The sequence below is a fragment of the Amycolatopsis sp. NPDC004368 genome (assembly GCF_053602515.1).
Map to the genome: position 1 here is coordinate 19744 of NZ_JBSGDT010000025.1, position 21913 is coordinate 41656.

Sequence of the window (21913 nt, forward strand, 5' to 3'; positions counted from 1 at the left end):
AAATCCTCGTCGGGTTATTGCGGGCTTCTGGTCTCACACTTTAGAGTGACGACCATCACGACACAGCCGTCGCGACCGCGAGAAGAGGCTTGAGATGAGCAGTCCCTGGTCCCGAGCAGCGAGGTCCAGCCGCACTCCCAGAACCGTGCTCGCCCTGCTCACCGCGGGCGGCCTGGCCGTGAGCCTCGCCGCCTGCGGCTCCGGCTCCGGCGGCGGGGACGCCGGCGGAAAGGTCCAGATCACCGTCACCGGGCAGCCGCCGACCACGCAGCCGTTCGAGCGCAAGGTGTTCGACGCCGACGTCGCCGAGTTCGAGGCCGCGCACCCCGACGTCGACATCGTGCCGCACGAGGGGTTCATGGACCCCAAGACGTTCTCCGCGAAGCTCGCCGGTGGCCAGCTCGAAGACGTGTACTACGTGTACTTCACCGACCCGGCGCAGATCATCGCCCGACACCAGGCCGCCGACATCACAGAAGCGGCGAAGAGCGTGCCGCACATCGACGACATCCAGCCGCAACTCCTCGACAACTTCCGCGACGCGAGCGGCAAGCTCTACGGTCTCCCGACCGCGAACTACACCATGGGCCTGGTCTACAACCGCAAGCTGTTCCAGCAGGCCGGGCTCGACCCCGACAAGCCGCCCGCCACCTGGGACGAGGTGCGCACCGACGCGAAGAAGATCTCTGCGCTGGGCAACGGGATCGTCGGGTACGCCGACTACAGCAAGAACAACCAGGGCGGCTGGCACCTCACCGGCTGGTTGTACTCGATGGGCGGCGACATCGCGCGCAAGGACGGCGACAGGTGGGTCGCCGACTTCGACAACGCCAAGGGCCGCGCCGCGCTGGGCTACCTGCACGCCATGCGCTGGGACGACAACTCCATGGGCAGCAAGCAGCTCCTGCAGGACGTGGACGTGCAGCGGATGATGGGCGCGGGTCAGCTCGGCATGTACATGGCCGCACCGGACAACGTGCCGGTGCTGGTGAAACAGTTCAACGGCAAGTACTCCGACTACGGCATCGCCGGAATGCCCGGCACGCAGGGCACCCTGCTCGGCGGTGAGGGTTACATGATCAACCCGAAGGCCTCGCCCGCGAAGATCAAGGCCGGGCTCGAGTGGATCCAGTGGAAGTACCTCAACCCCGACCGCTTCGACAAGCACGTGAAGCAGTACGCCGACGGCCAGCAGCCCGTCGGCCTGCCCACCGAGCCGACGCTCGACATCTGGCAGGGCGCGGTGCGTGATCGGCAACTGGCCGTGAAGAAGAAGTACGCCAACGTGCCCGCCGAGAACTACCAGTCCTACGTGGACACCGCGGACAAGATCAAGGGCAGCATCGAACCGCCCGGCGCGCAGCAGATCTACGCTGCGCTCGACAGCGTGATGCAGGCCGTGCTCACCGACCGCAACGCCAATGTGGACCAGCTGCTCTCCTCCGCGTCGTCGAAGGTCAACGGTGTCCTCGCCCAGGTCAGGTGACCTGCTCGACTGGCCCGCGGTCACCCCGCGGGCCGGTCGCCCGGCCGTCTCGGCCGCGGATCACCGGCGGGCCCGGCTCAAGCGGCGGCTGCGCGAGAACCTCACCGCGTACACGCTATTGTGCGCCGCGCTCGTGGTGTTCGCGATGTTCTCCTGGTACCCCATCGTCCGCGGGGTGCTGCTGAGCTTCCAGCAGGTCGACTTCGTGAACCCGCCGACGTGGGTCGGCCTGGACAACTTCGTGCGGCTCTTCGGTGACCCGCTGTTCGGCCTCGCGTGGCGCAACACCTTGCTGTTCACCGGGTTCGCGCTCGTGTTCGGGTTCCTGGTGCCGTTTCTGACCGCGGTGCTGCTCAACGAGATCCGCCACGCGCGGGCGTACTTCCGCCTCGCGGTGTACCTGCCGGTGATGCTGCCGCCGGTGGTCACCGCGTTGATGTGGAAGTGGTTCTACGACCCGGGTCCCGGGTTGTTCAATTCGGCGCTGACCTCGGTGGGCCTGCCCGGCCTGCAGTGGCTGGACTCCTCGACGACGGCGATGCTGTCGCTGGTGTTCGTGTCCACCTGGGCCAACATGGGCAGCACCACGCTGATCTACCTGGCGGCGCTGCAGACCATCCCGGGTGAGCTGTACGAAGCCGCCGAACTCGACGGCGCCGGGATGTGGCGGCGGCTGCGCCACGTGACGTTCCCGCAGACGCGGTTCGTGCTGCTGGTGCTCCTGCTGCTGCAGATCGTGGCGACGATGCAGGTGTTCACCGAGCCGTACGTGATGACCGGCGGTGGTCCGGACGACTCGACGGTGACCGTGCTGCTCCTGCTCTACCGGTATGCCTTCGTCTACAACGACTTCGGCTCGGCGAGCGCGATGAGCCTGCTGCTGTTCGTGGCGCTGGGCGTGTTCTCGGCGATGTACGTGCGCCTCACGAGGAGGGTGGAATGACGGCCGCTCGGACGCTGGTATCGCCGTCGCAACTGCGCACTGGCCGCGGGAAAACCGTGTACGTGATCGTGTTCGCGTGCACGCTGGCGCTGTTCACGCTCGCGTTCCTCTTCCCGCTCTACTGGGCGGTGACAGGCGCGATGAAGTCGCCGGCAGAGCTGGCGCAGACGCCGGCGACGCTCGTGCCGCGCGAGTGGCACCCCGAGTCGTTCACCGAAGCGTGGGACCAGATGGACCTCGGGAAGTACTTCCTGAACACGGTGATCGTGGCCGGCGGCGCGTGGCTGGTGCAGCTCGCGGTGGACGTGCCGGCAGCGTTCGCGCTGTCGAAGCTGCGGCCGAAGTTCGGCAACGTGGTGCTCGGGCTCATGCTCGTGACGCTCATGCTGCCGGCCGCGGCCCTGCTCGTGCCCACATACGTGACGGTGACCGACCTTCCGCTGCTGCACCTGAACCTGATCAACTCCCCCACCGCGATCTGGCTGCCCGCCGCGGCCAACGCGTTCAACATCTACCTGCTCAAACGGTTTTTCGACCAGATCCCCGACGAGCTCGTGGAAGCCGCACGCATCGACGGTGCCGGCCCGGTGCGCACGCTGTGGAAGATCATCCTGCCGATCTCGCGGCCGATCCTCGCCGTGGTCTCGATCCTCACGATCGTGGCCGCGTGGAAGGACTTCATCTGGCCGCTGCTGGTGTTCCCCGACACCGGCAAGCAGACACTGAGCGTGATGTTGCAGCGGGTGGCGATCGACATGCCGCTGAATCTGCTGGTGGCGGGCATGGTGCTGGCGAGTGTGCCGATGATCGTGCTGTTCCTCGTGTTCCAGCGCCAGATCCTCGCCGGGCTGACGGCCGGTTCGGTCAAGGGCTGAGCACTGTCCACAAAGACTATTGGGAGGACTACGCAGTGACCGAACTGTCTTCGGCCTGGTGGCGCAGCGCGGCGATCTACCAGGTGTACATCCGCAGCTTCGCCGACGGGAACGGCGACGGCATCGGCGACCTCGCCGGCGTGCGGTCCCGATTGGACCACCTCGCCCAGCTGGGCATCGACGCCATCTGGTTCACGCCGTGGTACCCGTCGCCGATGGACGACGGCGGCTACGACGTGGCCGACTTCCGCGACATCGAGCCCCTGTTCGGCACGCTCGCCGAGGCCGAGGAGCTCATCGCCGAAGCCCACGAGCGGGGCATCCGCGTGATCATCGACATCGTGCCGAACCACTGTTCCGACGAGCACCGCTGGTTCCAGGCGGCCTTGGCGGCGGGGCCGGGATCCGTCGAGCGGCAACGGTTCTGGTTCCGTCCCGGCCGCGGTGCCGACGGTGCGGAGCCACCGAACAATTGGCAGTCGCGCTTCGGCGGGCCCGCGTGGACCCGCGTTCCCGACGGTGAGTGGTACCTGCACCTGTACAGCTCGCGCCAGCCCGACTTCAACTGGGACAACGCCGACATCCGCGCCGAGTTCGAGGACGTGCTGCGGTTCTGGTTCGACCGCGGTGTCGACGGGTTCCGCATCGACGTCGCCGACGGGCTCGTGAAGGACCCCGCGCTGCCCGACGTCGCCGACGGGGACGAGACGCCGTTCTCCGACCAGGAGGGGCTGCACGAGATCTACCGGTCGTGGCGCAAGATCGCCGACTCGTACGAGGGCGAGCGCGTGCTCGTCGGCGAGATGTGGCTGCCCGACATGTCACGCGCGGCCCGGTACCTGCGGCGCGACGAGCTGCACTCGGCGTTCAACTTCGACTTCCTCGTGTGCCCGTGGGACGTCTCGCGCTTGCGCGACGTCATCACGCGCACCCTGCGGGCCCACGGCGAGGTCGGCGCGCCCGCCGCGTGGGTGCTGTCCAACCACGACGTGACCCGGCACGTCACCCGCTACGGCCGCGCGGGCGACACGGGTTTCTCCTTCGCCGACCGGCACCACGGCACGCCGGTCTCGCTTCCGCTGGGCACCCGACGAGCACGGGCGGCCGCGTTGCTGACGCTGGCGTTGCCCGGCGGCGTGTACGTGTACCAGGGCGAAGAGCTGGGGTTGTGGGAGGTCGAGGACATCCCTTCGGAGCTGCGGCAGGACCCCGTGTGGGCGCGCACGGCCGGCGCGGACCCGGGCCGGGACGGGTGCCGGGTGCCGCTGCCGTGGTCCGGTTCTTCGGCACCGTTCGGCTTCGGGTCCGGCACGCCGTGGCTGCCGCAACCCGCGTCCTGGGCCGCGTACACGGCTTCGGCCCAGGCTTCGGACCCGGCGTCGATGCTCTCGCTGTACCGCCGGGGGCTGGCGCTGCGGCCGTCGTCGGGTGACCTGTCGTGGCTGGACCTCGGGCCGGGCGTGCTGGCGTTCTCGCGGGGTCCGGGGTTCGTGTTCGCGCTGAACTTCTCGGGTTCGACGGTCGCGTTGCCCGCGGGGACGGTGGTGCTGACCAGCGGTTCTCTGGAAAACGGGCTGCCGACCGACACGGCGGTGTGGCTCTCGCGGTGACTTTTTCCGTGGGCATGTCGAATCGGGCGGGGCGGGTTCGTGGGTTGGGTGAGGGGCGGCCCGCCCCACCCGATCCGAGGAGGACGACATGACCGCCACGTACACCTTCGACGTCTTTTCCAGCCTCGACGGCTACGGCTCCCACACCGGTGACTGGGGTGGGTACTGGGGGAAGCAGGGTCCGGAGCTGCTCGCGCGCCGCGCGGGTTTGTACTCCGAGCCCCAGCGCATGGTCTTCGGCGCCGCGACCTTCCGCGACTTCGCCGAGATGACGGCCGTTATGGAGCCGGACGTCTTCGACCCGTGGGTGACCCGCATGCGAAACCTGCCGACCACCGTCATCTCTTCCACGCTGCGCGAGCCCCTCGACTGGCCGGACGCCACCGTCGCCGGCGGGGACGCCGTCGACGTGGTCGCGCGGCTCAAGGAGGAGTCCGACGTGCCGCTGCGCTCGCACGGCAGCCTGGCGATGAACCGGGCCTTGATGGCCGCGGGGCTGGTGGACCGCGTGCAGCTCACCGTGTTCCCCGCCCTCACGGGCGCGACGGGTGCGGCGCGGATCTTCGAGGGAGCCGAGGATTTCGATCTGGAACTGGTGGAGAGCCAGACGTTGGACGGGCGGACGCAGGAACTGATCTACCGGCCGACGCGGCACTGACCGGAGGCAGGTCGGGCGGGCTGGCAAACTCCGTTGCGTGGCGAAGCTCAAGGCAACGGTGACGCGGTGGGTGGACGACGGTTTTCCCGGCTGGGTGGAGCTGCAGTTCGACGAGGCCGACGGCACCGTTGTGGTGATCACGGAGAAGGTGCCCATCCTCACGGCCGAGAACTGGATGCCGGACATGCCGCTGCCACTCGCGTTCGACCTGGACTGCGAGGCGCTGCGACGTGAACGAGATCCCCACGGCCGTGAGGTGGCGCTCGTCGAACTGAGCTACCACGTCGAGGACGAGGAGGGCCGAGGGCAGTTCACGGTGCCGGCGGACCAGGTCCGCTGAACCGCAAGCAGTCCACTCGGCCGATGTTCTGTCACCCGCCGCCGGTAGAATGGAGTTGGGACGCTCCCTAGGGAGGCGGGGTTTTCTCGGTCCGCTGGGGCGATTCCTGGGCTGAAGGAGCACTTCCAAGGCGTCGGCACTCGTGCGTGTCAGCAGGGAACTCGCTGCGTCGACTGACAGACTTCCCGGCTGGCCCAACGCGGGATCGGCTACAGGCGACTCCCTGTCACAAGCAGCGGCGGCGAACCTCGCCCAAGGTAGCGCCGCCGACACGGGATCCGCAGGCCGCGAGATGGCGAACTGAACCAATCAGTCGAGGACAACGACGGCCGGCGGCAATTCGCCGCGCCGCCGGACGCGGCCGCTGAACCTCAGGCAGTCAGCTTCAGGATGTCCACCCCACGGGTGTTGTCCGCGACATACACATACCCGTCATGCCAATACGGCGCCCACGAAGCCGCATCCGCCGGCCGGTAGTACGCGATCTGCCGCGGGTTCGTGGGGTCGCTGACGTCGAGGAAACGGGTCCCCTGCGAGTAGAACGACTGGACCAGCACGTGGCCGCGCAGGTCGAAGTAGTGCGCGGAGCAGTCGTCGGAGACGGGGTCGCTGCCTTCCTGGCCGGCGACGCTCCAGGTGCCCACCGGGGAGAGGCGGAAGGGGTCGGCGGGGGTCGAGCGCCAGCCTTCGCCGTGGTAGGAGCCGGCGAGCGAGGAGATGGTGAGCACGCCGTCGCCGGCGCAGCCGTCGAGGAAGCTTTCCTCGGTGGCGTACACGAGGTCGTGGCCGCGCCAGGCTCCGGCCGCGCCCGGGCCGACCGGGTGGAAGCTGTTGTGCAGGAACTTCGACGGCGCGGCGGTCTCGTCGACCCCGCCGCCGGCGTACGGGATCGGTTCGAGGGCGGTGGCGCGGTGGATGCCGCCGCGCAGGGGGTCGCGGTGCAGGCCGTTGGTCCAGTAGCCGCGGACGCCGCCGCGGCCCGACACCCAGGCCACGCCTGCGGAGTCGACCTGGACGTCGTGGACGTAGTCGGTCTGGCCGTCGTTGCGGGCGAGTTCGATGGGGTCCGGGTGGACGACGGGGTGGCGCGGGTTGCGCACGTCGGTGACCCAGATCGGGCGCCCGCCCCAGTCGGCCGGCTGGTCGTCGGCCTTCGCGGGGCCGCCGGTCCACAGGTAGCGGCAGCCGTCGACGCAGCTGGTGGTGTGGCCGGCGGGCACGCGCACGTAGCTGAGGATCGCGGGCTTCTCCGGCCGCGAGACGTCGACGACGTAGATGCCCGATTCACCCGTGTGCGTGTTGCCCTCGAACGCACGCGGGTCGCGGGAGAGGAAGACCAGCTTGCGCTGGGCGTCGACCTCGGTGTCCTCGGTTTCCCACAGGCCCGGCAGGCTGAGCTGGCCGACCGCCTTCGGCGCGGCGGGGTTCTTCGTCAGGTCGTAGACTTTGAGGCCGAACTCGCCGGACACCACCATCACGTCGCGGTGGCCGACCTGCAGGAAGTTGGCCGAGATCGCGCCCGCGGCGTCGGGCAGGTTGCCGACGGCGCGCACGCCCTTGACCGCGCCCGGGTCGCCCGCGGTGTGTTTGGCCAGGGCAGCGGGTTTGTCGTCCTCGCCGCACGCGGCGGCGGGCAGGCCGGTCGCGACGAGTGTCGCGGCGACGGTGGACAGGGCGAGACAAGATCGAACCCACCAACGGCGCACACGAACCTCCCAGAACGCCCAGCGTGACCGTTGCACTCTAAGACGGTGACCAACCGGACACAACCGCCTTTCGTTGCTTTCCGCCTGGTATTAAGACTCCATGCGCCTGCCCGCCGCCTTGCTCGCCGCCGTGGTGGCCTTGTCCACCCTCGCCGGCTGTTCGTCCGAGGAACCGGCCCGCCCCGGTGTCGTCACCGTCGGGCTGCAGGAGCCGGGCACGCTCCTGCCCGCCGACGTCGACGATCAGGCCGGGCGCCTCGTCACCGGCGCGCTGTGGACACCGCTCGCCGACTACGACCCGGCCACGGGCAAGCTCACGCCGCGCGCCGCCGCGTCGATCACGAGCACCGACCGCGTGACGTGGACCGTGAAGCTGCGCCCGGGCCTGCGCTTCCACGACGGCACCCCCGTCACCGCGGAGTCCTATGTGGACACCTGGCGGGCGATCACCCGCGAGAACTGGAAGACCACCCCGGTCCTGACGAAGTCGCTGCGGGCCAAGCAGATCACCGCGCCCGACACCTCGACGATCCAGCTCGTGCTCGACCGGCCGAGCAGCCAGGTGCCGGCGTGGCTGTCGACACCCGGGCTCGTGCCGATGCCCGCCTCGGTGCTCGCCTCGCGCGACTGGAACGCCTTCGCCCGCCACCCCGTGGGCGACGGCCCCTTCCGCCTCGCCGACGGCTGGGCCCCCGGCACCGGCGGCACCCTCCTGCGAGTCACCCCGGCCGAGGGCAAGGCGAGCGAGGTCGACCTGCGCGTGGGCGACCCGGTGGACCAGTACGACGCCGTGCGCGACGGCTCGCTCGACCTCGTCGCCTCTGTCGCAGGCGACCGGCACGAAGCCATGCACGCCGACTTCGCCGACCGCCACACCACCTGGCCGCTGCCCGAGGCCGGCTACCTCGTGTTCCCCGCCGGCGACCCGCGCTTCGCCGACGCGACCGTCCGCCACGCCTTCGCCCTCGCCATCGACCGCGGCGCGCTCGAAGCCGGCCCGCTGGCCCACCAGGTCGACCCGGCCCAGGCCCTCCTCCCGCCCGCCGACGCCCCCGGCGAACGCACCGGCACCTGCCGCCCCTGCACCTTCGACGCGGCGGCCGCCAAGTCCCTGCTCGGCCAGTCGGGTTTCACCGGCGCGACCACGGTGTACTTCGACCCCGGGGCGGGCATCTGGACGCGCCCCCTCGCCTCCGGCCTGGCCGCCACCCTCGGCGTGCCGGTGACGGCGGCGCAGCGCCCCACCGGACAGGCCCTGGGTTTGTCCACTGTGGACCTCAAGCCCGCCTCCGCCAGCCCCGCCGACCTGCTCTCGACGCTGGCCTCCGCGGCCGGCTACACCGACGACGGCTTCCGGCAGGACCTCGCCGCCGCGGAGGCCGCCGCCACCCCCGCCGAAGCGGGCCAGCTGTACCGGGTGGCCGAGAACCAGCTGCTGCGCGACCTGCCGGTGGCTCCGCTGTGGACCGGCCACGGGCACGCCGTGTGGTCGCCCCGCGTGCACGACGTGAGGGCGGCGGCGTTCTCGGGGATCGAGCTGGCGGAGATTTCCGTGTGACGGTCGGGGTTTCGCGCTATTTCTCGATTTTCGCGACAGCCAGACCCATCGACGCACACGTCGTCGCGTCTCCCGGGAACACTCCGACCGCGCCGACGGCCTCGGGCTCGATGTCGACGGCGGCCGACGTCAGGACGCACGCGACGAGCGGCGGAACGACCCGGGGCAGACCGGGCTTCTGCCACTGGTGGTAGTCCTGAGACCAGGCGTCGGCGCAAATGGACATACTCTCAGCGGCGGCGTCACCGCGGCCGTTGGGGCCACTGCCACTGATGCCGAAGGGCACGTGCTGATGGGGTTCGGTACTGGTGATGTCGGCGTTCTCGTAGCAGTAGGCGATCTCACGCTGGGAGGGCGCAGCGGTCGTGATCTGACCGGGCGAGGCGGGCGTCACCACCTGGGGAGTGGCGCGGGTCAGCAGAGAAACCGCGCCGAGTCCGACGAGGACCACGGCCGCGGCGCTGCCCGCCAAGGTCAGTGCGGTGCGCCGCCGGACGGCGCGCGCCCCCCGTGCCTCGATCGCCTCGAAGTCCAGCGACACCGGAGGTTGGTGCGAGCCGATCGCCTGCTGGAGCAGTTCTCGTTCCGTCGTCATGGCAGGACCCTTTCGGCCGGGTTCGGCGTGGTGGTCGACAGCCGGGCCCGCACTGTGGCCAACGCCCGTGCGCACTGGGACTTCACGGTCCCTTCGCTGATCCGCATCGCCGCCGCGGTCTCGGCGACGGAGAGGTCGCAGTAGAAACGCAGGGCCAGTACCGCCCGCTGCTTGGGCCCCAGCGCGTCGAGGGCGGCGCGGACCTCGGCACCGTCCTCGACAGCCGGACCGGGCTGCGACCGTTCGGGTGGCGTGGTCAGCAGTTCGCGGCGGCGGTGCGGCTGACGGGCGGCGTCGATCGCCAGGCGCGCCATGACCTTGCGCGCGTAGGACTCGATGCCCTCCGGGTCCAGCCGGTGCCATCGCTTGTACAGCCGCAGCAGGGTCACCTGCACGATGTCCTCGGCCAGCGCCCAGTCACCGCACATCAGGAACGCCACCCTGGCCCACTGCGGCGCCCGATTCCTCGCCACGTCGGTGAAGCTCTTCCGATCCGCCACGTCACCACCCCTCGTTCACCACTCCATACGAGGGTGGAGTCCTGCGAGGTTGCACGGCTTCGCGAAGTTCTCCGGTCGGGCCCCGGTCCGCCGCGCGAACGTCATCCCCGCCCGATGAACGGCATCCGGGTCGCCGTGATGGTCAGGAACTGCACGTTGGCGTCCAGGGGCAGGCCGGCCATGTACAGCACCGCGTCGGCCACGTGGCCGGCGTCGAAGGTGGGCTCGGCGAGCACGCGACCGTCGGCCTGGGCGATGCCGGCGGACATGCGCTCGGTCATCTCGGTGGCGGCGTTGCCGATGTCGATCTGTCCACACGCGACGTTCCAGGCGCGGCCGTCGAGGGAGATCGACTTCGTCAGGCCGGTCACGGCGTGCTTGGTGGCGGTGTAGGCGACGCTCGAGGGACGCGGCGCGTGGGCGGAGATCGAGCCGTTGTTGATGATCCGCCCGCCCATCGGGTCCTGGTCCTTCATCAGGCGCACGGCGTGCTGGGCGCACACGAACATGCCCGTGAGATTGGTGTCGACCACGCGCCGCCAGCGTTCCAGCGTCAGGTCGGCGACCGTGCCGCCCGCGGACACACCGGCGTTGTTCACCAGCAGGTCGAGGCGGCCCCACTGCTCGCGCACCGTCTCGAACAGGGCGGCCACGGCGTCGGGCGAGGCGACGTCGGTGGGCACGACCAGCGCTTCCGGGCTCTCGCCCGCGGTCTCGCGCAGCGCCTCGACACGGCGACCCGCCAGGACGACGCGGTAGCCGGCGTCCAGCAACGCACGGGCGACCCGCCGGCCGATGCCCGAACCCGCCCCGGTGACCACTGCCGTCTTCATCACGTGAACCCCTCCCGGTGTCGCCCGTACCTAACCACAAGGCGACGCTGCTCGTGACGCGCAAGCAGGCACCCCACAATCCACAGCGTGGACGCGGGCCCGCCACGGGGGCAGACTTGCGGAAATGGGACCACGAGACACTCTGCTCGCCGGGCTGGCGCGGCAGCTCGGCCACCCCAGTGGGCTGCCCGGCCGGGCCGTCGGCCGGCTGCTGAACCGGGCCAACCGCGGCAACGTGACCGCCGCCGTCGAAGCACTCGAGCTGAAACCCGGCGAAACCGCCCTCGACATCGGCTTCGGCGGCGGTCTGGGCCTCGATCGCCTGCTGCGCGCGGCCGCGGGCGGCACGGTGCACGGCGTCGACGTGTCCGACACCATGATCGCCAAGGCCCGCTCGGCCTTCCCCGCCAACATCGCGGCGGGCCGCCTGCGCCTGCACCGCGGCACCATCACCGCGCTGCCGCTGGAAGACGCGTCGATGGACGCCGTGATCACGCTCAACACGGTGTACTTCGTCGAGGACATCGGCCTGGCGTTCTCGGAGGTCGCCCGCGTGCTCACCCCGGGCGGCCGCTTCGTGCTCGGCATCGGCGACCCGGACGTGATGGCGACCTTCCCCTTCACCGGCCACGGCTTCCGCCTGCGGCCCGTCGCGGACGTCGAGACCGCACTCGGCGAGGCCCAGCTGACCCTGACCCGCCACCAACGCATCGGTGAGGGCAGCCGCGCGTTCCACCTGCTGGTCACCAGCCGGTAGCGACCACCGAAGTGGATCTTCGACCACGGGCCCGAGTCCCGATAGGATTTCACCGAACCAAGGGACTCTTGGTCATTCGCCACCGGCGGCCCAGTGGAGGAGATCAGTGGACGAGGTTCGCCCGAAAGACGACTGGGGCTGGGTGAAGATCCTGCCCCCAGGGCCGTTCGACCTGCCCGAGGCGTTGGCGCGCTTGCGCGAGATCCGCTCCACCCATCACAGCGCCGCGCACAACGCCGTGATCGACCGCTCGACCCGGCAGCTGCGGAACTCGCACGACCTCGACCGGGTGCCTCGGCCCGGCAGCACCGCTCCGGAGTTCGAGCTGCGCAACGCCTTCGGTGAGCAGCGCTCGCTGGGCGGATTTCTCGCCCGCGGACCGGTGGTCCTCACGTTCTACCGGGGTTCCTGGTGCCCGTTCTGCAACCTCGAACTGCGGGCACTGCAGCAGCACCTGCCCCGGATCACCGAACTCGGCGCCACCCTCGTGGCGATCTCGGGCATGACCCCCGACAACTCCCTCACGCTCGCCCAACGGCTCGAACTCGGCTACGAGGTCCTCTCCGACACGGACCTCGCCGTGGCCCGGTCCTACGGCCTGGTCCACGACCTGCCAGCCGAGCTCCAGGAGATGTACTCCGAAGTCGGCCACCCGGTCCCGAGCTACCACGGCACATCCCGCCAGGCCTTGCCGATCCCCGGCACCTTCGTGCTCGACGCGGAGGGGGTGGTCAGGTTCGTGCACGCCGACCCGGACTACATGTACCGCGCCGACCCTGCGCAAATCCTCGAAGTTCTCGATCGGCTCCGGTGAGCCCGGCCGGGCAGGGCCGGGCCACCGGAGACGCCTAGCTCTGCGGCACGCCCAGCGCCGCCAGCGCCGGGCCCGCCATGATCACCCCGGCGCCGGTCACCGGGTCGTGGCCCGGTGCGCCCAGGTCGATCGCGCTCGACACCAGGGCCGAGCGGATCTCGGCGGGCGTCGCGGTGGGCTTGCCCGACAGCAGGAGCGCCGCGATCGCCGCCGCGTGCGGGGCGGCCGCGGAGGTGCCGTAGAAGGGCTGGAAGCCGGGCACGGAGGTGGCGACGCCGTCGGCCGCGGTGAGGTCCGGCTTGGCCCGGACCACGCCGCCGGTGGAGGAGACGTTGCCGGGCGTCAGCGCGGTTCCGTCGGCGCGGTAGAAGACGCGGCGCGCACCGTCGGAGGTGAAGCGTTCCCACCTGCTCGCCGAGGTGAACACGCCCGGGTACGGACCGGCCGGGTTCGCCGGGTCGCCCACCTCCAGCGGGCGCCCGAAGGCCGTCGCCGCCGGGGTCGCCGCCACGCTGAACGCGTCGGCCGCGGCCGAGTGGCCCGAGGTGACGCCGGCGGTGCTGAACGCCTGCAGCGAACCCGAAGCCACGAACCGGCCGCGGATCACGTTGAGCGCGAGGAACCGGTCGGCGCCGCTGTACTTGACCACGGCGACGCGGTAGCCCGAGCCGGTGGTGGGCACCGAGGCGACCTCGTACGGGTTCTGCGAACCGGTCTGCGGGTTGTCGCTGGAGGACACGACGCTGCCGGACGCGTTGAGGACGAACAGGTCGTAGTCGTTGCCCGACTTGCCCCACGGGTCCGACCAGAACAGCGTGACGGGCTTGCCGAGCGACCCCGCCGACAGCGGGTCGGACGTCTGCGTGGCCGAGCCGGGGTCGAAGTCGTGCGGCGTGCCGCTGATGCCCGCCAGCGTGGTGCCCGAGGAGCGGAAGTCGCCCTCGTAGTAGCCGCTGGTGCCGTCGGTGAGGTTGCCGGAGTTGCCGGCGGAGGAGAAGTAGAGCGCGCCCGCGGCGGTGACGTCGTTGACGGCCTGCGCGACCTGCGTGTCCTGGAACGGTGACTCGTCGAAGTAGGCGACGTCGTCCACGATCACCGTGCAGCCGCCGGTGGTGCGCAGGGCGCGGATGTTGGCGGCGAAGCTCGCTTCGCTGGTGAACGCCGTGGCGAAGCCCAGCGTGGCGCCCGGCGCGAGGTCGTGGACGATCTCGAGCATCGCGGTGCCCTCGTCGCCGCTGCCGGCCTGGCCGGGCAGCACGTCGACGGCCGGCAGTTCTCCGGCGGCCTGCGACTTCGCCAGCGAGTTGACGCCGTCGGAGAGCACGCACACCTTGATGCCCGAGCCCGTCACGCCGTACTGGGCGCGGGCGGTGTCGGCGCCGTGCGCCTTGTCCCCTTCGGACACCTGCGTGACGGCCTGGGCGACCACCGCGCTTTTTTCCCTCCACGTCGTGGCCTTCGCCGCCGGCGCGACCGCGGCGACGTCGCCGCGCGCCGCGATCCGGTCCACCGCGCCGAGCGGCAGATCCGCGCGCACGGCACCGTCCGGTGCGGCATAGCGGACGGTGTCCCCGGCCGCACGCACGGCCTGCGCCACGGCGGTCCCGGCGGCCCCGGTGATGTCGACCGCCACCACGTCGCCGGTGAGCCCGGTGCGGTAGTCCGGCAGCGCGGCCGCGAGCGCCCGATCGGCGCGCAACCGCTTCTCGACCACGAGCCGGCTGTCCTGCTTGCGCTCGGCGGGCGTGAGCGACCGCTTGATGCCCTGCAACGCGCTGATGCCGGCCTCGGTGCGGTGCGCGGCCACGTCGGCCGCGGACGGCTGCGCGGTCGCCACCCCGGCGCCCAGCAGCACGACCCCCACCGCCAACGGAACCGACCGAGTGGCGGCCCGGCTGAATCTCCGCATCGACTCTCTCCCTGCCTCGCCCGCTCCACCGGCGGTAGTCAGACGAACCTAGAGAGTCACCACCGCGCCGTACACCGACAAAAGTTTGAATCATCCGGTGTGTCCAGACCTCGGACGCGGTGGTCAGCGTAGCCACCGGTCACCCGGTCGTGGAGGTGCGACCGGGAGGTGGGTGGGGCTGGGTGAACAGCCGGCGCCGGACCGTCCGCAGTGGACGATCCGGCGCCGGTGGGAGCGAGGATCAGAAGTTGATCATGTGCCCGGCCAACCCGTGGATGGCTTCCTTCACCGCCTCGCCCAGCGTGGGGTGGGCGTGGACGTTGCGGGAGACCTCGTGCACCGTCAGGTCCCACTGCTGCGCCAGCGTGAGCTCCGGCAGCAGCTCGGTCACGTCCGGGCCGATGAGGTGGGCGCCGAGGATCTCGCCGTACTTGGCGTCGCTCAGGATCTTCACGAAGCCGGCGGCGTCGCCGAGGCCGTGGGCCTTGCCGTTGGCCGTGAAGGGGAACTTGGCGACCTGGACGTCGTAGCCCTTTTCGCGGGCCTGGGCCTCGGTCCAGCCGAAGCTGGCGATCTGGGGCTGGCAGTAGGTGGCACGCGGGATCATCACGAAGTCGAGCTCCATGGTCTCCGCGCCGGCGATCGTCTCGGCCGCGACGACGCCCATGGACTCCGAGGCGTGCGCCAGCATCAGCTTCGCGGTCACGTCGCCGATCGCGAACAGGTGCGGCACGTTGGTGCGCCCGCGCCCGTCCACCGCGATCGCGCCGCGCTCGGTGAGCTCGACGCCGGTGTTCTCCAGGCCGTAGCCCTTCACGTTGGGCGCGAAACCGATGGCCTGCAGGACCTTGTCGGCCTCCAGCACGTCCTGCTTGCCGTCCTTCGACACCGTGACGCGGACCTTGGCGCCGGAGTCACCAGGGTCCTCGATGGCCTCGACCTTCGTGCCGGTCAGGACCTTGATGCCGAGCTTGCGGTAGCGCTTGGCCAGCTCTGCGGACACCTCGGCGTCCTCGAGCGGCACCATGCGGTCGAGGAACTCGACGATGGTCACGTCCACGCCGTAGTTGCGCAGCACGTACGCGAATTCGACGCCGATCGCGCCGGCGCCCGCGATGACGATGCTCTCGGGCAGCTCGTTCTCGAGGATCTGCTGTTCGTAGGTGACGACCCGGTCACTGCGGGAAGTCCCGGGCAGCAGCCGCGCGGTGGCGCCGGTGGCGATGACGCAGTGGCCGAACGTGATGCGTTCGCCGTTGACCTCGAGGGTGTGGTCGTCGACGAACGTGCCGTGGCCGTCGTACTCCGTGATCTTGTTCTTCTTCATCAGGAAGTGCACGCCCTTGACGCGGCCGTCCGCGACCTTGCGGCTGCGCTCGTAGGCGGCCGAGTAGTCGAAGCGGATCTCGCCGTCGGAGGAGATGCCGTAGGTGGCGGCCTCCTCCTTCACGGTGTGGGCGAGCTCGGCGTTGCGCAGCAGCGCCTTCGACGGGATGCAGCCGACGTTGAGGCACACCCCACCCCAGTACTTCTCCTCGACGACCGCCGCGCTCAGACCGAGTTGCGTGGCGCGAATGGCGGCCACGTAGCCGCCGACACCGGCCCCCAGGACCACGACGTCATAGTGTGCACTCATACCGTCCAAATTACCCCGAACGGGCCACGAAGGCGGGGTGACGGTGCTCGCCTCACGGACGGTCCGCGGGCGCCGTTTCGCCGCGCAGCTCGGCCAGCAGTTCCGTGACCGCCCGCATGATCCGCGCCGTCGCTTCTTCGAGCACTTCGCGCGTCAGCTCGACGCCACGCAGGTCCGAAAGGTCCACCGGTGGCCCCGCCAGCAGTGACACGGTCTTGCGCGGCACCCCGTGCGGCAGCAGGGACCCGGCGGGCAGCAGGTGGTGCGTCCCCCAGTTCGCGACGGGCACCACCGGCACCCCGGTCTCCAGCGCGATCCGGGCCGCGCCGGTCTTGCCCTTCATGGGCCAGCCGGCCGGGTCCGACGAGAACGTGGCCTCGGGGAAGATCGTCACGCACTCCCCCGCCGCCACGGCCTTCACCGCGTCGCGGTAGGCGTCGGACGCCGTCGCGGCGCCCCGGTAAACCGGGATGTGCCGGCCCGAGCGCATGACCGAGCCGATCACCGGCGCGTCCCACAGGCTCGACTTCGCCAAGTAGCGCGGCACCCGGCCCGCGGCGAGGCAGAACGCCGTGAGCGTGGCCGGGTCGGCGAACGAGAGGTGGTTCGAGGCGACGAGCACCCCGCCCGAAGCGGGGATGTGGCGCGAGCCCCGCACGCGGAAGCGGCTGAACAGCACGAGGAACTGCCAGACCACCTCGATCGCGAGGCTGTACCAGGCACCACGGCCGGCGCGGGCGAAGCGCCGGCCGTAGGCCTGCATCTGGCTGAAGGTGAGCAGCTCCCCCTCGTGGTCGAGGGAGGTCCAGCGGTCGCGCGTCCGGTTCGGCAGGGCCATGAGCGTCATTCGTAGCCGAAGACCACCCGGCTCGGTGGCCCCGGGGCGCGGACGCGGCGCGGATCACACCCGCTCGAGCACCACCACGGGGATCTCGCGGTCGGTCTTCTTCGCGTAGTCGTTGTAGGCCGGCCACACGGCGGCGAGCTTTTCCCACAGCTTCGCGCGCTCCTCGCCGGACACCGTGCGAGCGCGGGCGGTGAACTTGTCGGCCTTCACCTGCACACGCACCTCGGGCTCGGCCTGCAGGTTCAGGTACCAGCCCGGGTGCTTCGGCGCGCCGCCCTTGGACGCGACGATCACCGGGTTGCCGTCCACCTCCTGGTAGATGAGCGCGAACTTGCGGTCCTCACCGGACTTGCGGCCCTTGGTCGTCAGGACCAGTGTCGGCACACCGGGCTTCCACTCGTGGCCGACCTCGCCGTCGGTCTCCTCGTAGCGGCGGACGTGCTCGTCACCGTAAAGCATCCGTGTCGTTCCTCTCGGTTCGTCGATCGCGTGCTCACCCCAGGGTGCCGCGAACCGGTCGGTCGTGCTGATCAGCTCGTGCAGGATCCGGGGCTCGTCGAAGGCGTGACCGGCGTCGGAGATCATCTTCAGTTCCGCGCCGGGCAGGACCTGGGCCAGCTCCCACGCCGTGGTGGCGGGGGTTACCACGTCATACCTCCCCTGGACCAGAACGCACGGGATGCCCGCGAGCTTCCCGGCCTCGCGGATCAGCTGGTCCTCGGCGAACCAGCCGCCGTGGCGGAAGTAGTGGTTCTCGATCCGCGCGATGGCGAGCGCGAACTCCGGTTCGGTGAACGCCGACACCACCTCCTCCTGCGGCGTGTACTTCACCGTCTCGCCTTCCCACCGGCTCCACGCGACCGCGGCGGGGCCGTGGACTTCGGGATCCGGGTGGTGCAGCAGCTCGTGGTAGACCTCGAGCAGGTTGTCGCTGCGGCGCGCGTAGGGCACCGGCGCGAGGAACCGCGACCACGCCTCGGGGAACAAGCACGCGGCGCCACCGCCGTAGAGCCACTGGATCTCTTTCACGCGCAGGGTCGCGACGCCGCGCAACACCAGCTCGCTCACGCGGTCCGGGTGCTGCTCGGCGTAGGCCAGGGCAAGCACGCTGCCCCAAGAGCCCCCGAACAACTGCCACCGATCGACGCCCCGGTCTTCGCGCAGCAGCTCCAGATCAGCGACGAGGTGCCAGGTCGTGTTCACCGAGAGATCGGCCTCGGCCGTGCTGCCGTGGGGGGTGCTGCGCCCGCAACCGCGTTGGTCGAACAGCAGGATCCGGTACCGCGCGGGGTCGAACAGCCGCCGGTGCCGCGCCGACGCGCCGCCCCCGGGACCGCCGTGCAGGAACACCACCGGCTTGCCCGCGGGGTTCCCGCACTCCTCCCAGTAGATTACGTTGCCATCGCCCACCGGCAGCATCCCGTGAACGTAGGGTTCGATTTCCGGGTACAGACCGAGCATGGGGCCACTATGCCCGAGGAACCACCATGGAGGAGCGATGAAGTCCGGCCCGCACGTGACCCTCGCGGACGTGGCACAAAGCGCCGACGTGTCACTCGCCACCGCGTCGCGCGTGCTCAACGGCACCGCGTCCGTCCGCACGGACCTGCGCGATCGCGTGATGTCGGCCGCGGCTGAGCTCGCGTATGCACCCAACGCACACGCACAGGCACTCGCCGGAGGGACACATCGGACAGTCGGGGTCATCTGTCACGACGTGTCCGATCCGTACTTTTCCACGATCGCCGGCGGCGTGATGAAGGTGGCCAACGCCAACGGCATGCTCGTGATGCTGGCCGACACGTTCCGCGACCCCGACCGCGAAGTGGCGTACGTCTCGATGCTGCGGGCGCAGCGCGCGTCGGCGATCGTGCTGATCGGCTCGGCGTTCGAGGACCGCTCCTGGGAACGCGCGATGGCCGCGGAGCTCGACCCGTACCGCCGCGGCGGCGGCCAGGTCGCGGCCGTGAGCCGGCACCGGGGCCTCAAGGTGGACACCGTGCTGCCCGACAACCGCGGTGGCGCGGCCGCGCTGGCGAAGGCGCTGGTCGGGCTGGGCCACAAGCGGTTCGCGGTGCTGGCTGGGCCCTCGCGGCTCACCACGGTGTGCGACCGGGTCGACGGCTTCGCCGAGGAGCTCGCCGCCCACGGCGTGCCCCTGTCCGAGGACGACGTGCTTGAGACCTCCTTCGACCGCGACGGCGGCTACGACGCGGCCAAGCGGCTGCTGGAGCGCCCGAAACGCCGCCGCCCGACGTGCGTGTTCGCCGTCACAGACCTCATGGCGACCGGTGCGCTGGCGGCGCTGCGCGAGGCCGGCGTCTCGGTGCCGGGTCAGATGTCGGTGGCCGGCTTCGACGACATCCCGGTGGTGCGCGACCTCACGCCGGCGCTCACCACTGTCGCGCTGCCACTGGAAAAGCTCGGCGAACGAGCGATGGACTTCGCGTTGAAGTGCTCGGGCACGCGGGCCCGCACGGTGCGGTTCGGCGCCGAGGTGATGCTGCGCGAGAGCACCGCTCGGCCGCGTCGCTGAGCACCGTCCTTTGTAGACGCCAGGGGTCGCTGCCGATTTCCCCGGCCGGTTACGCAGCGGCGCTGGTTACTGATCCGACCAAAAGTAGGCCGACCCCCCTCGCGGCACGTAACACTTGCGGCGAAGTCATTCGGCCGTGGCTGTGGTCGGATCAGTAACAATCGGCACAGTAGGCTGCTCGCGTGGCCAAGGTGCTGGTGGTGGAGGACGACGTGACGATCGGCGGCGTCCTGGAGTCGTCGCTCGCGCGCCACGGCCACGAGGTGCGCTGGTGCCGCGACGGCCGCAGCGCGCTGGCCGAGCCCGGGGCCGAGCTCGTGCTGCTCGATCTCGGCCTGCCCGACCTCGACGGCGTGGACGTGTGCCGGCGCCTGCGCACGAGCATGCCCGGCGCCGTGGTGGTGATCCTCACCGCGAGGGCCGACGAGATGGACGTGGTCGTGGGCCTCGACGCGGGCGCCGACGACTACCTCACCAAACCCATCCGCCTCGGCGAGCTGCTCGCGCGCGTGCGGGCGCACTTGCGGCGCGGCGCACCCGCGAACCTCGCGGAGCCCGTGGTGACCGTCGGCTCGCTCGTGGTCGACCCGGCCCGCCGGCGCGCCACCGTCGCCGGACGGGAAGTGGATCTGCGGACCCGCGAGTTCGACCTGCTCGCCCGCCTGGCCGAGCAGCCCGGTGTGGCGGTGAGCCGCGAACGGCTGATGGCCGACGTCTGGGACGCCACCGCGCAGGGCTCCACGAAAACGCTCGACGTGCACATCGCCGCGCTGCGGCGCAAGCTCGCGGACGCCGCACCCGCCCCCGCGGACGTGCCGCGGATCGCGACGCTGCGAGGACACGGCTACCGGTTGGAAGAGGCCTGAGCGTGCGCCGCCGGATCGTCACGCTGACGGTGCTCGCCGCCGTGGTGGCCACGGCGCTGTTCGGCCTGCCGCTCGCGGTCGCCGCGCTGTGGTACTTCCGCGAGAACACCAGCGCGGAACTCGAACGGGCCGCCGACGGCACGGCGCTGGAAGTGTCCGACGCGCTCGCCGCCGGGCGCGTGCCGCGCGAGCCGGCGCAGGGCACCGCGACCGTCGCGATCTACGACCCACAGGGCCGGCTGGTCTCCGGCCAGGGCCCGGACTTCGCGGACGCGGTGGTGAGCCGGGTGTCCGGCGCGGACATCGACGTGGCGTCCGGCCCGGTGGGCGACGACGACGTGCTGGCGGTACCCGTGATGGACGGCGCGCGGCTGGCCGGCGTGGTCCGCGCCGCGGTGCCCCACGAACTGCTCCTGCGCCGCGTCGGCCTGACCTGGCTCGGGATGGCCGGGTTCGGGGTGGCGGCCGTCGCCGCGAGCTGGCTCATCGCCCGGCGCCTCGCAGCCCGCCTGTCGCGGCCGCTGGAGCAGCTGTCCGCGGCGGCGGCGCGGCTCGGCGAAGGCGACCTGACGGCCCGCGCGCCCCGCGCGGGCATCGCCGAGATCGACCGGGTCGGCGTGGCCCTCGACGTGACCGCCGAGCGGATCGGCGAGACGCTCGACCGCGAGCGCGCGTTCTCGGCCGAGGCTTCGCACCAGTTGCGGACGCCGCTCGCCGGCTTGCGGCTGCAGCTCGAAGCGGCGCTCGAGACGCCGGGCACCGACCCGCACGAGGCGATCCGCGCCGGCATCGGCTCGGCCGACCGGCTGGAACGCACCATCGACGACCTGCTGGCGCTCTCCCGCGAACGCCGGACGCCTCGCGCGCAGCTCGATCTCGGGGCCGTGCTCGACGAGCTGCACCGGGCCGGGTCCGCGCTGCTCAACGGCCGCGGGATGCGGGTCGAGGTGAAGGACCCGCCGGTCGTGCGGGCCTCGGCGGCGGCCGTGCGGCAGGTGCTCGCGGTGCTGCTGGACAACGCGATCACCCACGGCCGAGGCCGGGTCACCGTCCTCGCGCGCGACGCGGGCGGCGCGCTCGCCATCGACGTGACCGACGAAGGCCCTGACCTGGGCGACACCGACCCGTTCGCCCGCGCGCGCACCGCGCCGCAGGGCCACGGCATCGGGTTGCGGCTGGCCCGCAGCCTGGCCGAGGCCGAAGGCGGGCGGCTGCGGCTGTCGAGCCCGCACCCGACGACGTTCACCTTGCTGCTGCCGGCCGAGGATCCCGCCGCCCCGCCCGCTCTCGTGGAGTGAACAGATCGTCGTTGCCGACCGGGAAACTGCAAGAAAAGACCCGGATTTCCGCCGGATGCGCAACGTACTCCAGTTTTCGGGGCACACTTCGCTCGATACCGTGGCTCGCGATCGATCTTCAGCGCAGCCTCGACGAGGAGTGACCA

At 70.9% G+C, this 21913-nt stretch carries 20 protein-coding genes and 1 pseudogene; 12 read left to right on the top strand and 9 right to left on the bottom strand.

The window, feature by feature from the left end; translation table 11 throughout:
• Window positions 1-94: 94 nt before the first annotated feature.
• The 6 genes from ACWEOE_RS29095 to ACWEOE_RS29120 all read left to right on the top strand — a co-directional run bounded on the left by ACWEOE_RS29095 (window position 95) and on the right by ACWEOE_RS29120 (window position 5912).
• Entirely contained in the window at window positions 95-1486 is a 1392-nt protein-coding gene (locus ACWEOE_RS29095; RefSeq protein ID WP_452014658.1) for an ABC transporter substrate-binding protein, read from the top strand.
• Window positions 1464-2429 carry a carbohydrate ABC transporter permease gene (locus ACWEOE_RS29100; protein ID WP_452014660.1) on the top strand — a complete coding sequence of 322 codons (966 nt, stop codon included), beginning with the start codon at window positions 1464-1466 and terminating at the stop codon, window positions 2427-2429. Before ACWEOE_RS29095 ends, ACWEOE_RS29100 begins: the two co-directional genes overlap by 23 nt.
• Window positions 2426-3304, top strand: a complete 879-nt coding sequence (locus ACWEOE_RS29105; protein WP_452014662.1) for a carbohydrate ABC transporter permease — start codon at window positions 2426-2428, stop codon at window positions 3302-3304. The genes ACWEOE_RS29100 and ACWEOE_RS29105 overlap by 4 nt, the downstream gene beginning before the upstream one ends.
• A gap of 44 nt (window positions 3305-3348) precedes the next feature.
• Entirely contained in the window at window positions 3349-4914 is a 1566-nt protein-coding gene (locus ACWEOE_RS29110) for a glycoside hydrolase family 13 protein (protein WP_452014820.1), read from the top strand.
• A gap of 88 nt (window positions 4915-5002) precedes the next feature.
• Window positions 5003-5572, top strand: coding sequence for a dihydrofolate reductase family protein (locus tag ACWEOE_RS29115; protein WP_452014664.1), 570 nt, complete (start codon window positions 5003-5005; stop codon window positions 5570-5572).
• 37 nt (window positions 5573-5609) lie between these two features.
• Window positions 5610-5912, top strand: coding sequence for a hypothetical protein (locus ACWEOE_RS29120; RefSeq protein WP_452014666.1), 303 nt, complete (start codon window positions 5610-5612; stop codon window positions 5910-5912).
• Window positions 5913-6283: 371 nt separating this feature from the next.
• On the opposite strand, the gene ACWEOE_RS29125 is transcribed toward ACWEOE_RS29120, so the two are convergent.
• Window positions 6284-7618, bottom strand: coding sequence for an LVIVD repeat-containing protein (locus ACWEOE_RS29125; RefSeq protein WP_452014822.1), 1335 nt, complete (start codon window positions 7616-7618; stop codon window positions 6284-6286).
• 100 nt (window positions 7619-7718) lie between these two features.
• On the opposite strand from ACWEOE_RS29125, the gene ACWEOE_RS29130 reads away from it, so the two are divergent.
• Window positions 7719-9176, top strand: coding sequence for an ABC transporter substrate-binding protein (locus ACWEOE_RS29130; RefSeq protein ID WP_452014668.1), 1458 nt, complete (start codon window positions 7719-7721; stop codon window positions 9174-9176).
• Window positions 9177-9192: 16 nt separating this feature from the next.
• Here ACWEOE_RS29130 and ACWEOE_RS29135 read toward each other — a convergent pair whose 3' ends face one another.
• The 3 genes from ACWEOE_RS29135 to ACWEOE_RS29145 all read right to left on the bottom strand — a co-directional run bounded on the left by ACWEOE_RS29135 (window position 9193) and on the right by ACWEOE_RS29145 (window position 11104).
• Complete coding sequence (locus ACWEOE_RS29135; protein ID WP_452014670.1) at window positions 9193-9771, bottom strand: hypothetical protein; 579 nt, start codon at window positions 9769-9771, stop codon at window positions 9193-9195.
• Window positions 9768-10271, bottom strand: coding sequence for an RNA polymerase sigma factor (locus tag ACWEOE_RS29140; RefSeq protein WP_452014672.1), 504 nt, complete (start codon window positions 10269-10271; stop codon window positions 9768-9770). The genes ACWEOE_RS29135 and ACWEOE_RS29140 overlap by 4 nt, the downstream gene beginning before the upstream one ends.
• 101 nt (window positions 10272-10372) lie before the next feature.
• Window positions 10373-11104, bottom strand: a complete 732-nt coding sequence (locus ACWEOE_RS29145; RefSeq protein WP_452014674.1) for an SDR family oxidoreductase — start codon at window positions 11102-11104, stop codon at window positions 10373-10375.
• A 124-nt stretch (window positions 11105-11228) separates the two neighbouring features.
• On the opposite strand from ACWEOE_RS29145, the gene ACWEOE_RS29150 reads away from it, so the two are divergent.
• Window positions 11229-11861: a class I SAM-dependent methyltransferase gene (locus ACWEOE_RS29150; RefSeq protein WP_452014676.1), complete on the top strand. Its 633-nt coding sequence runs from the start codon at window positions 11229-11231 to the stop codon at window positions 11859-11861.
• A gap of 106 nt (window positions 11862-11967) precedes the next feature.
• A complete protein-coding gene (locus tag ACWEOE_RS29155) occupies window positions 11968-12675 on the top strand; it encodes a peroxiredoxin-like family protein (RefSeq protein ID WP_452014678.1) in 708 nt (235 codons plus the stop codon).
• 34 nt (window positions 12676-12709) lie between these two features.
• On the opposite strand, the gene ACWEOE_RS29160 is transcribed toward ACWEOE_RS29155, so the two are convergent.
• From ACWEOE_RS29160 to pip, 5 genes and pseudogenes are all read right to left on the bottom strand, one after another.
• Window positions 12710-14584 (bottom strand): S8 family peptidase, encoded by a 1875-nt coding sequence (locus ACWEOE_RS29160; protein WP_452014680.1) that lies wholly within the window; start codon window positions 14582-14584, stop codon window positions 12710-12712.
• Between the two features lie 241 nt (window positions 14585-14825).
• Window positions 14826-16220 carry a dihydrolipoyl dehydrogenase gene (lpdA, locus tag ACWEOE_RS29165; RefSeq protein WP_452014682.1) on the bottom strand — a complete coding sequence of 465 codons (1395 nt, stop codon included), beginning with the start codon at window positions 16218-16220 and terminating at the stop codon, window positions 14826-14828.
• Window positions 16221-16272: 52 nt separating this feature from the next.
• Window positions 16273-17067: a lysophospholipid acyltransferase family protein gene (locus tag ACWEOE_RS29170; protein ID WP_452014684.1), complete on the bottom strand. Its 795-nt coding sequence runs from the start codon at window positions 17065-17067 to the stop codon at window positions 16273-16275.
• Between the two features lie 54 nt (window positions 17068-17121).
• Entirely contained in the window at window positions 17122-17526 is a 405-nt protein-coding gene (locus tag ACWEOE_RS29175; protein WP_452014824.1) for a nitroreductase family deazaflavin-dependent oxidoreductase, read from the bottom strand.
• 63 nt (window positions 17527-17589) lie between these two features.
• Window positions 17590-18528: pseudogene (gene pip, locus ACWEOE_RS29180) on the bottom strand (prolyl aminopeptidase); the annotation flags it as partial.
• A 37-nt stretch (window positions 18529-18565) separates the two neighbouring features.
• Here pip and ACWEOE_RS29185 point away from each other — a divergent pair.
• The 3 genes from ACWEOE_RS29185 (at window position 18566) to ACWEOE_RS29195 (ending at window position 21767) form a co-directional block, all read left to right on the top strand.
• Complete coding sequence (locus ACWEOE_RS29185) at window positions 18566-19603, top strand: LacI family DNA-binding transcriptional regulator (RefSeq protein ID WP_452014686.1); 1038 nt, start codon at window positions 18566-18568, stop codon at window positions 19601-19603.
• A gap of 182 nt (window positions 19604-19785) precedes the next feature.
• Window positions 19786-20469: a response regulator transcription factor gene (locus ACWEOE_RS29190; RefSeq protein WP_452014688.1), complete on the top strand. Its 684-nt coding sequence runs from the start codon at window positions 19786-19788 to the stop codon at window positions 20467-20469.
• Window positions 20470-20471: 2 nt separating this feature from the next.
• Window positions 20472-21767, top strand: coding sequence for a sensor histidine kinase (locus ACWEOE_RS29195; protein ID WP_452014690.1), 1296 nt, complete (start codon window positions 20472-20474; stop codon window positions 21765-21767).
• Window positions 21768-21913 lie beyond the last annotated feature (146 nt).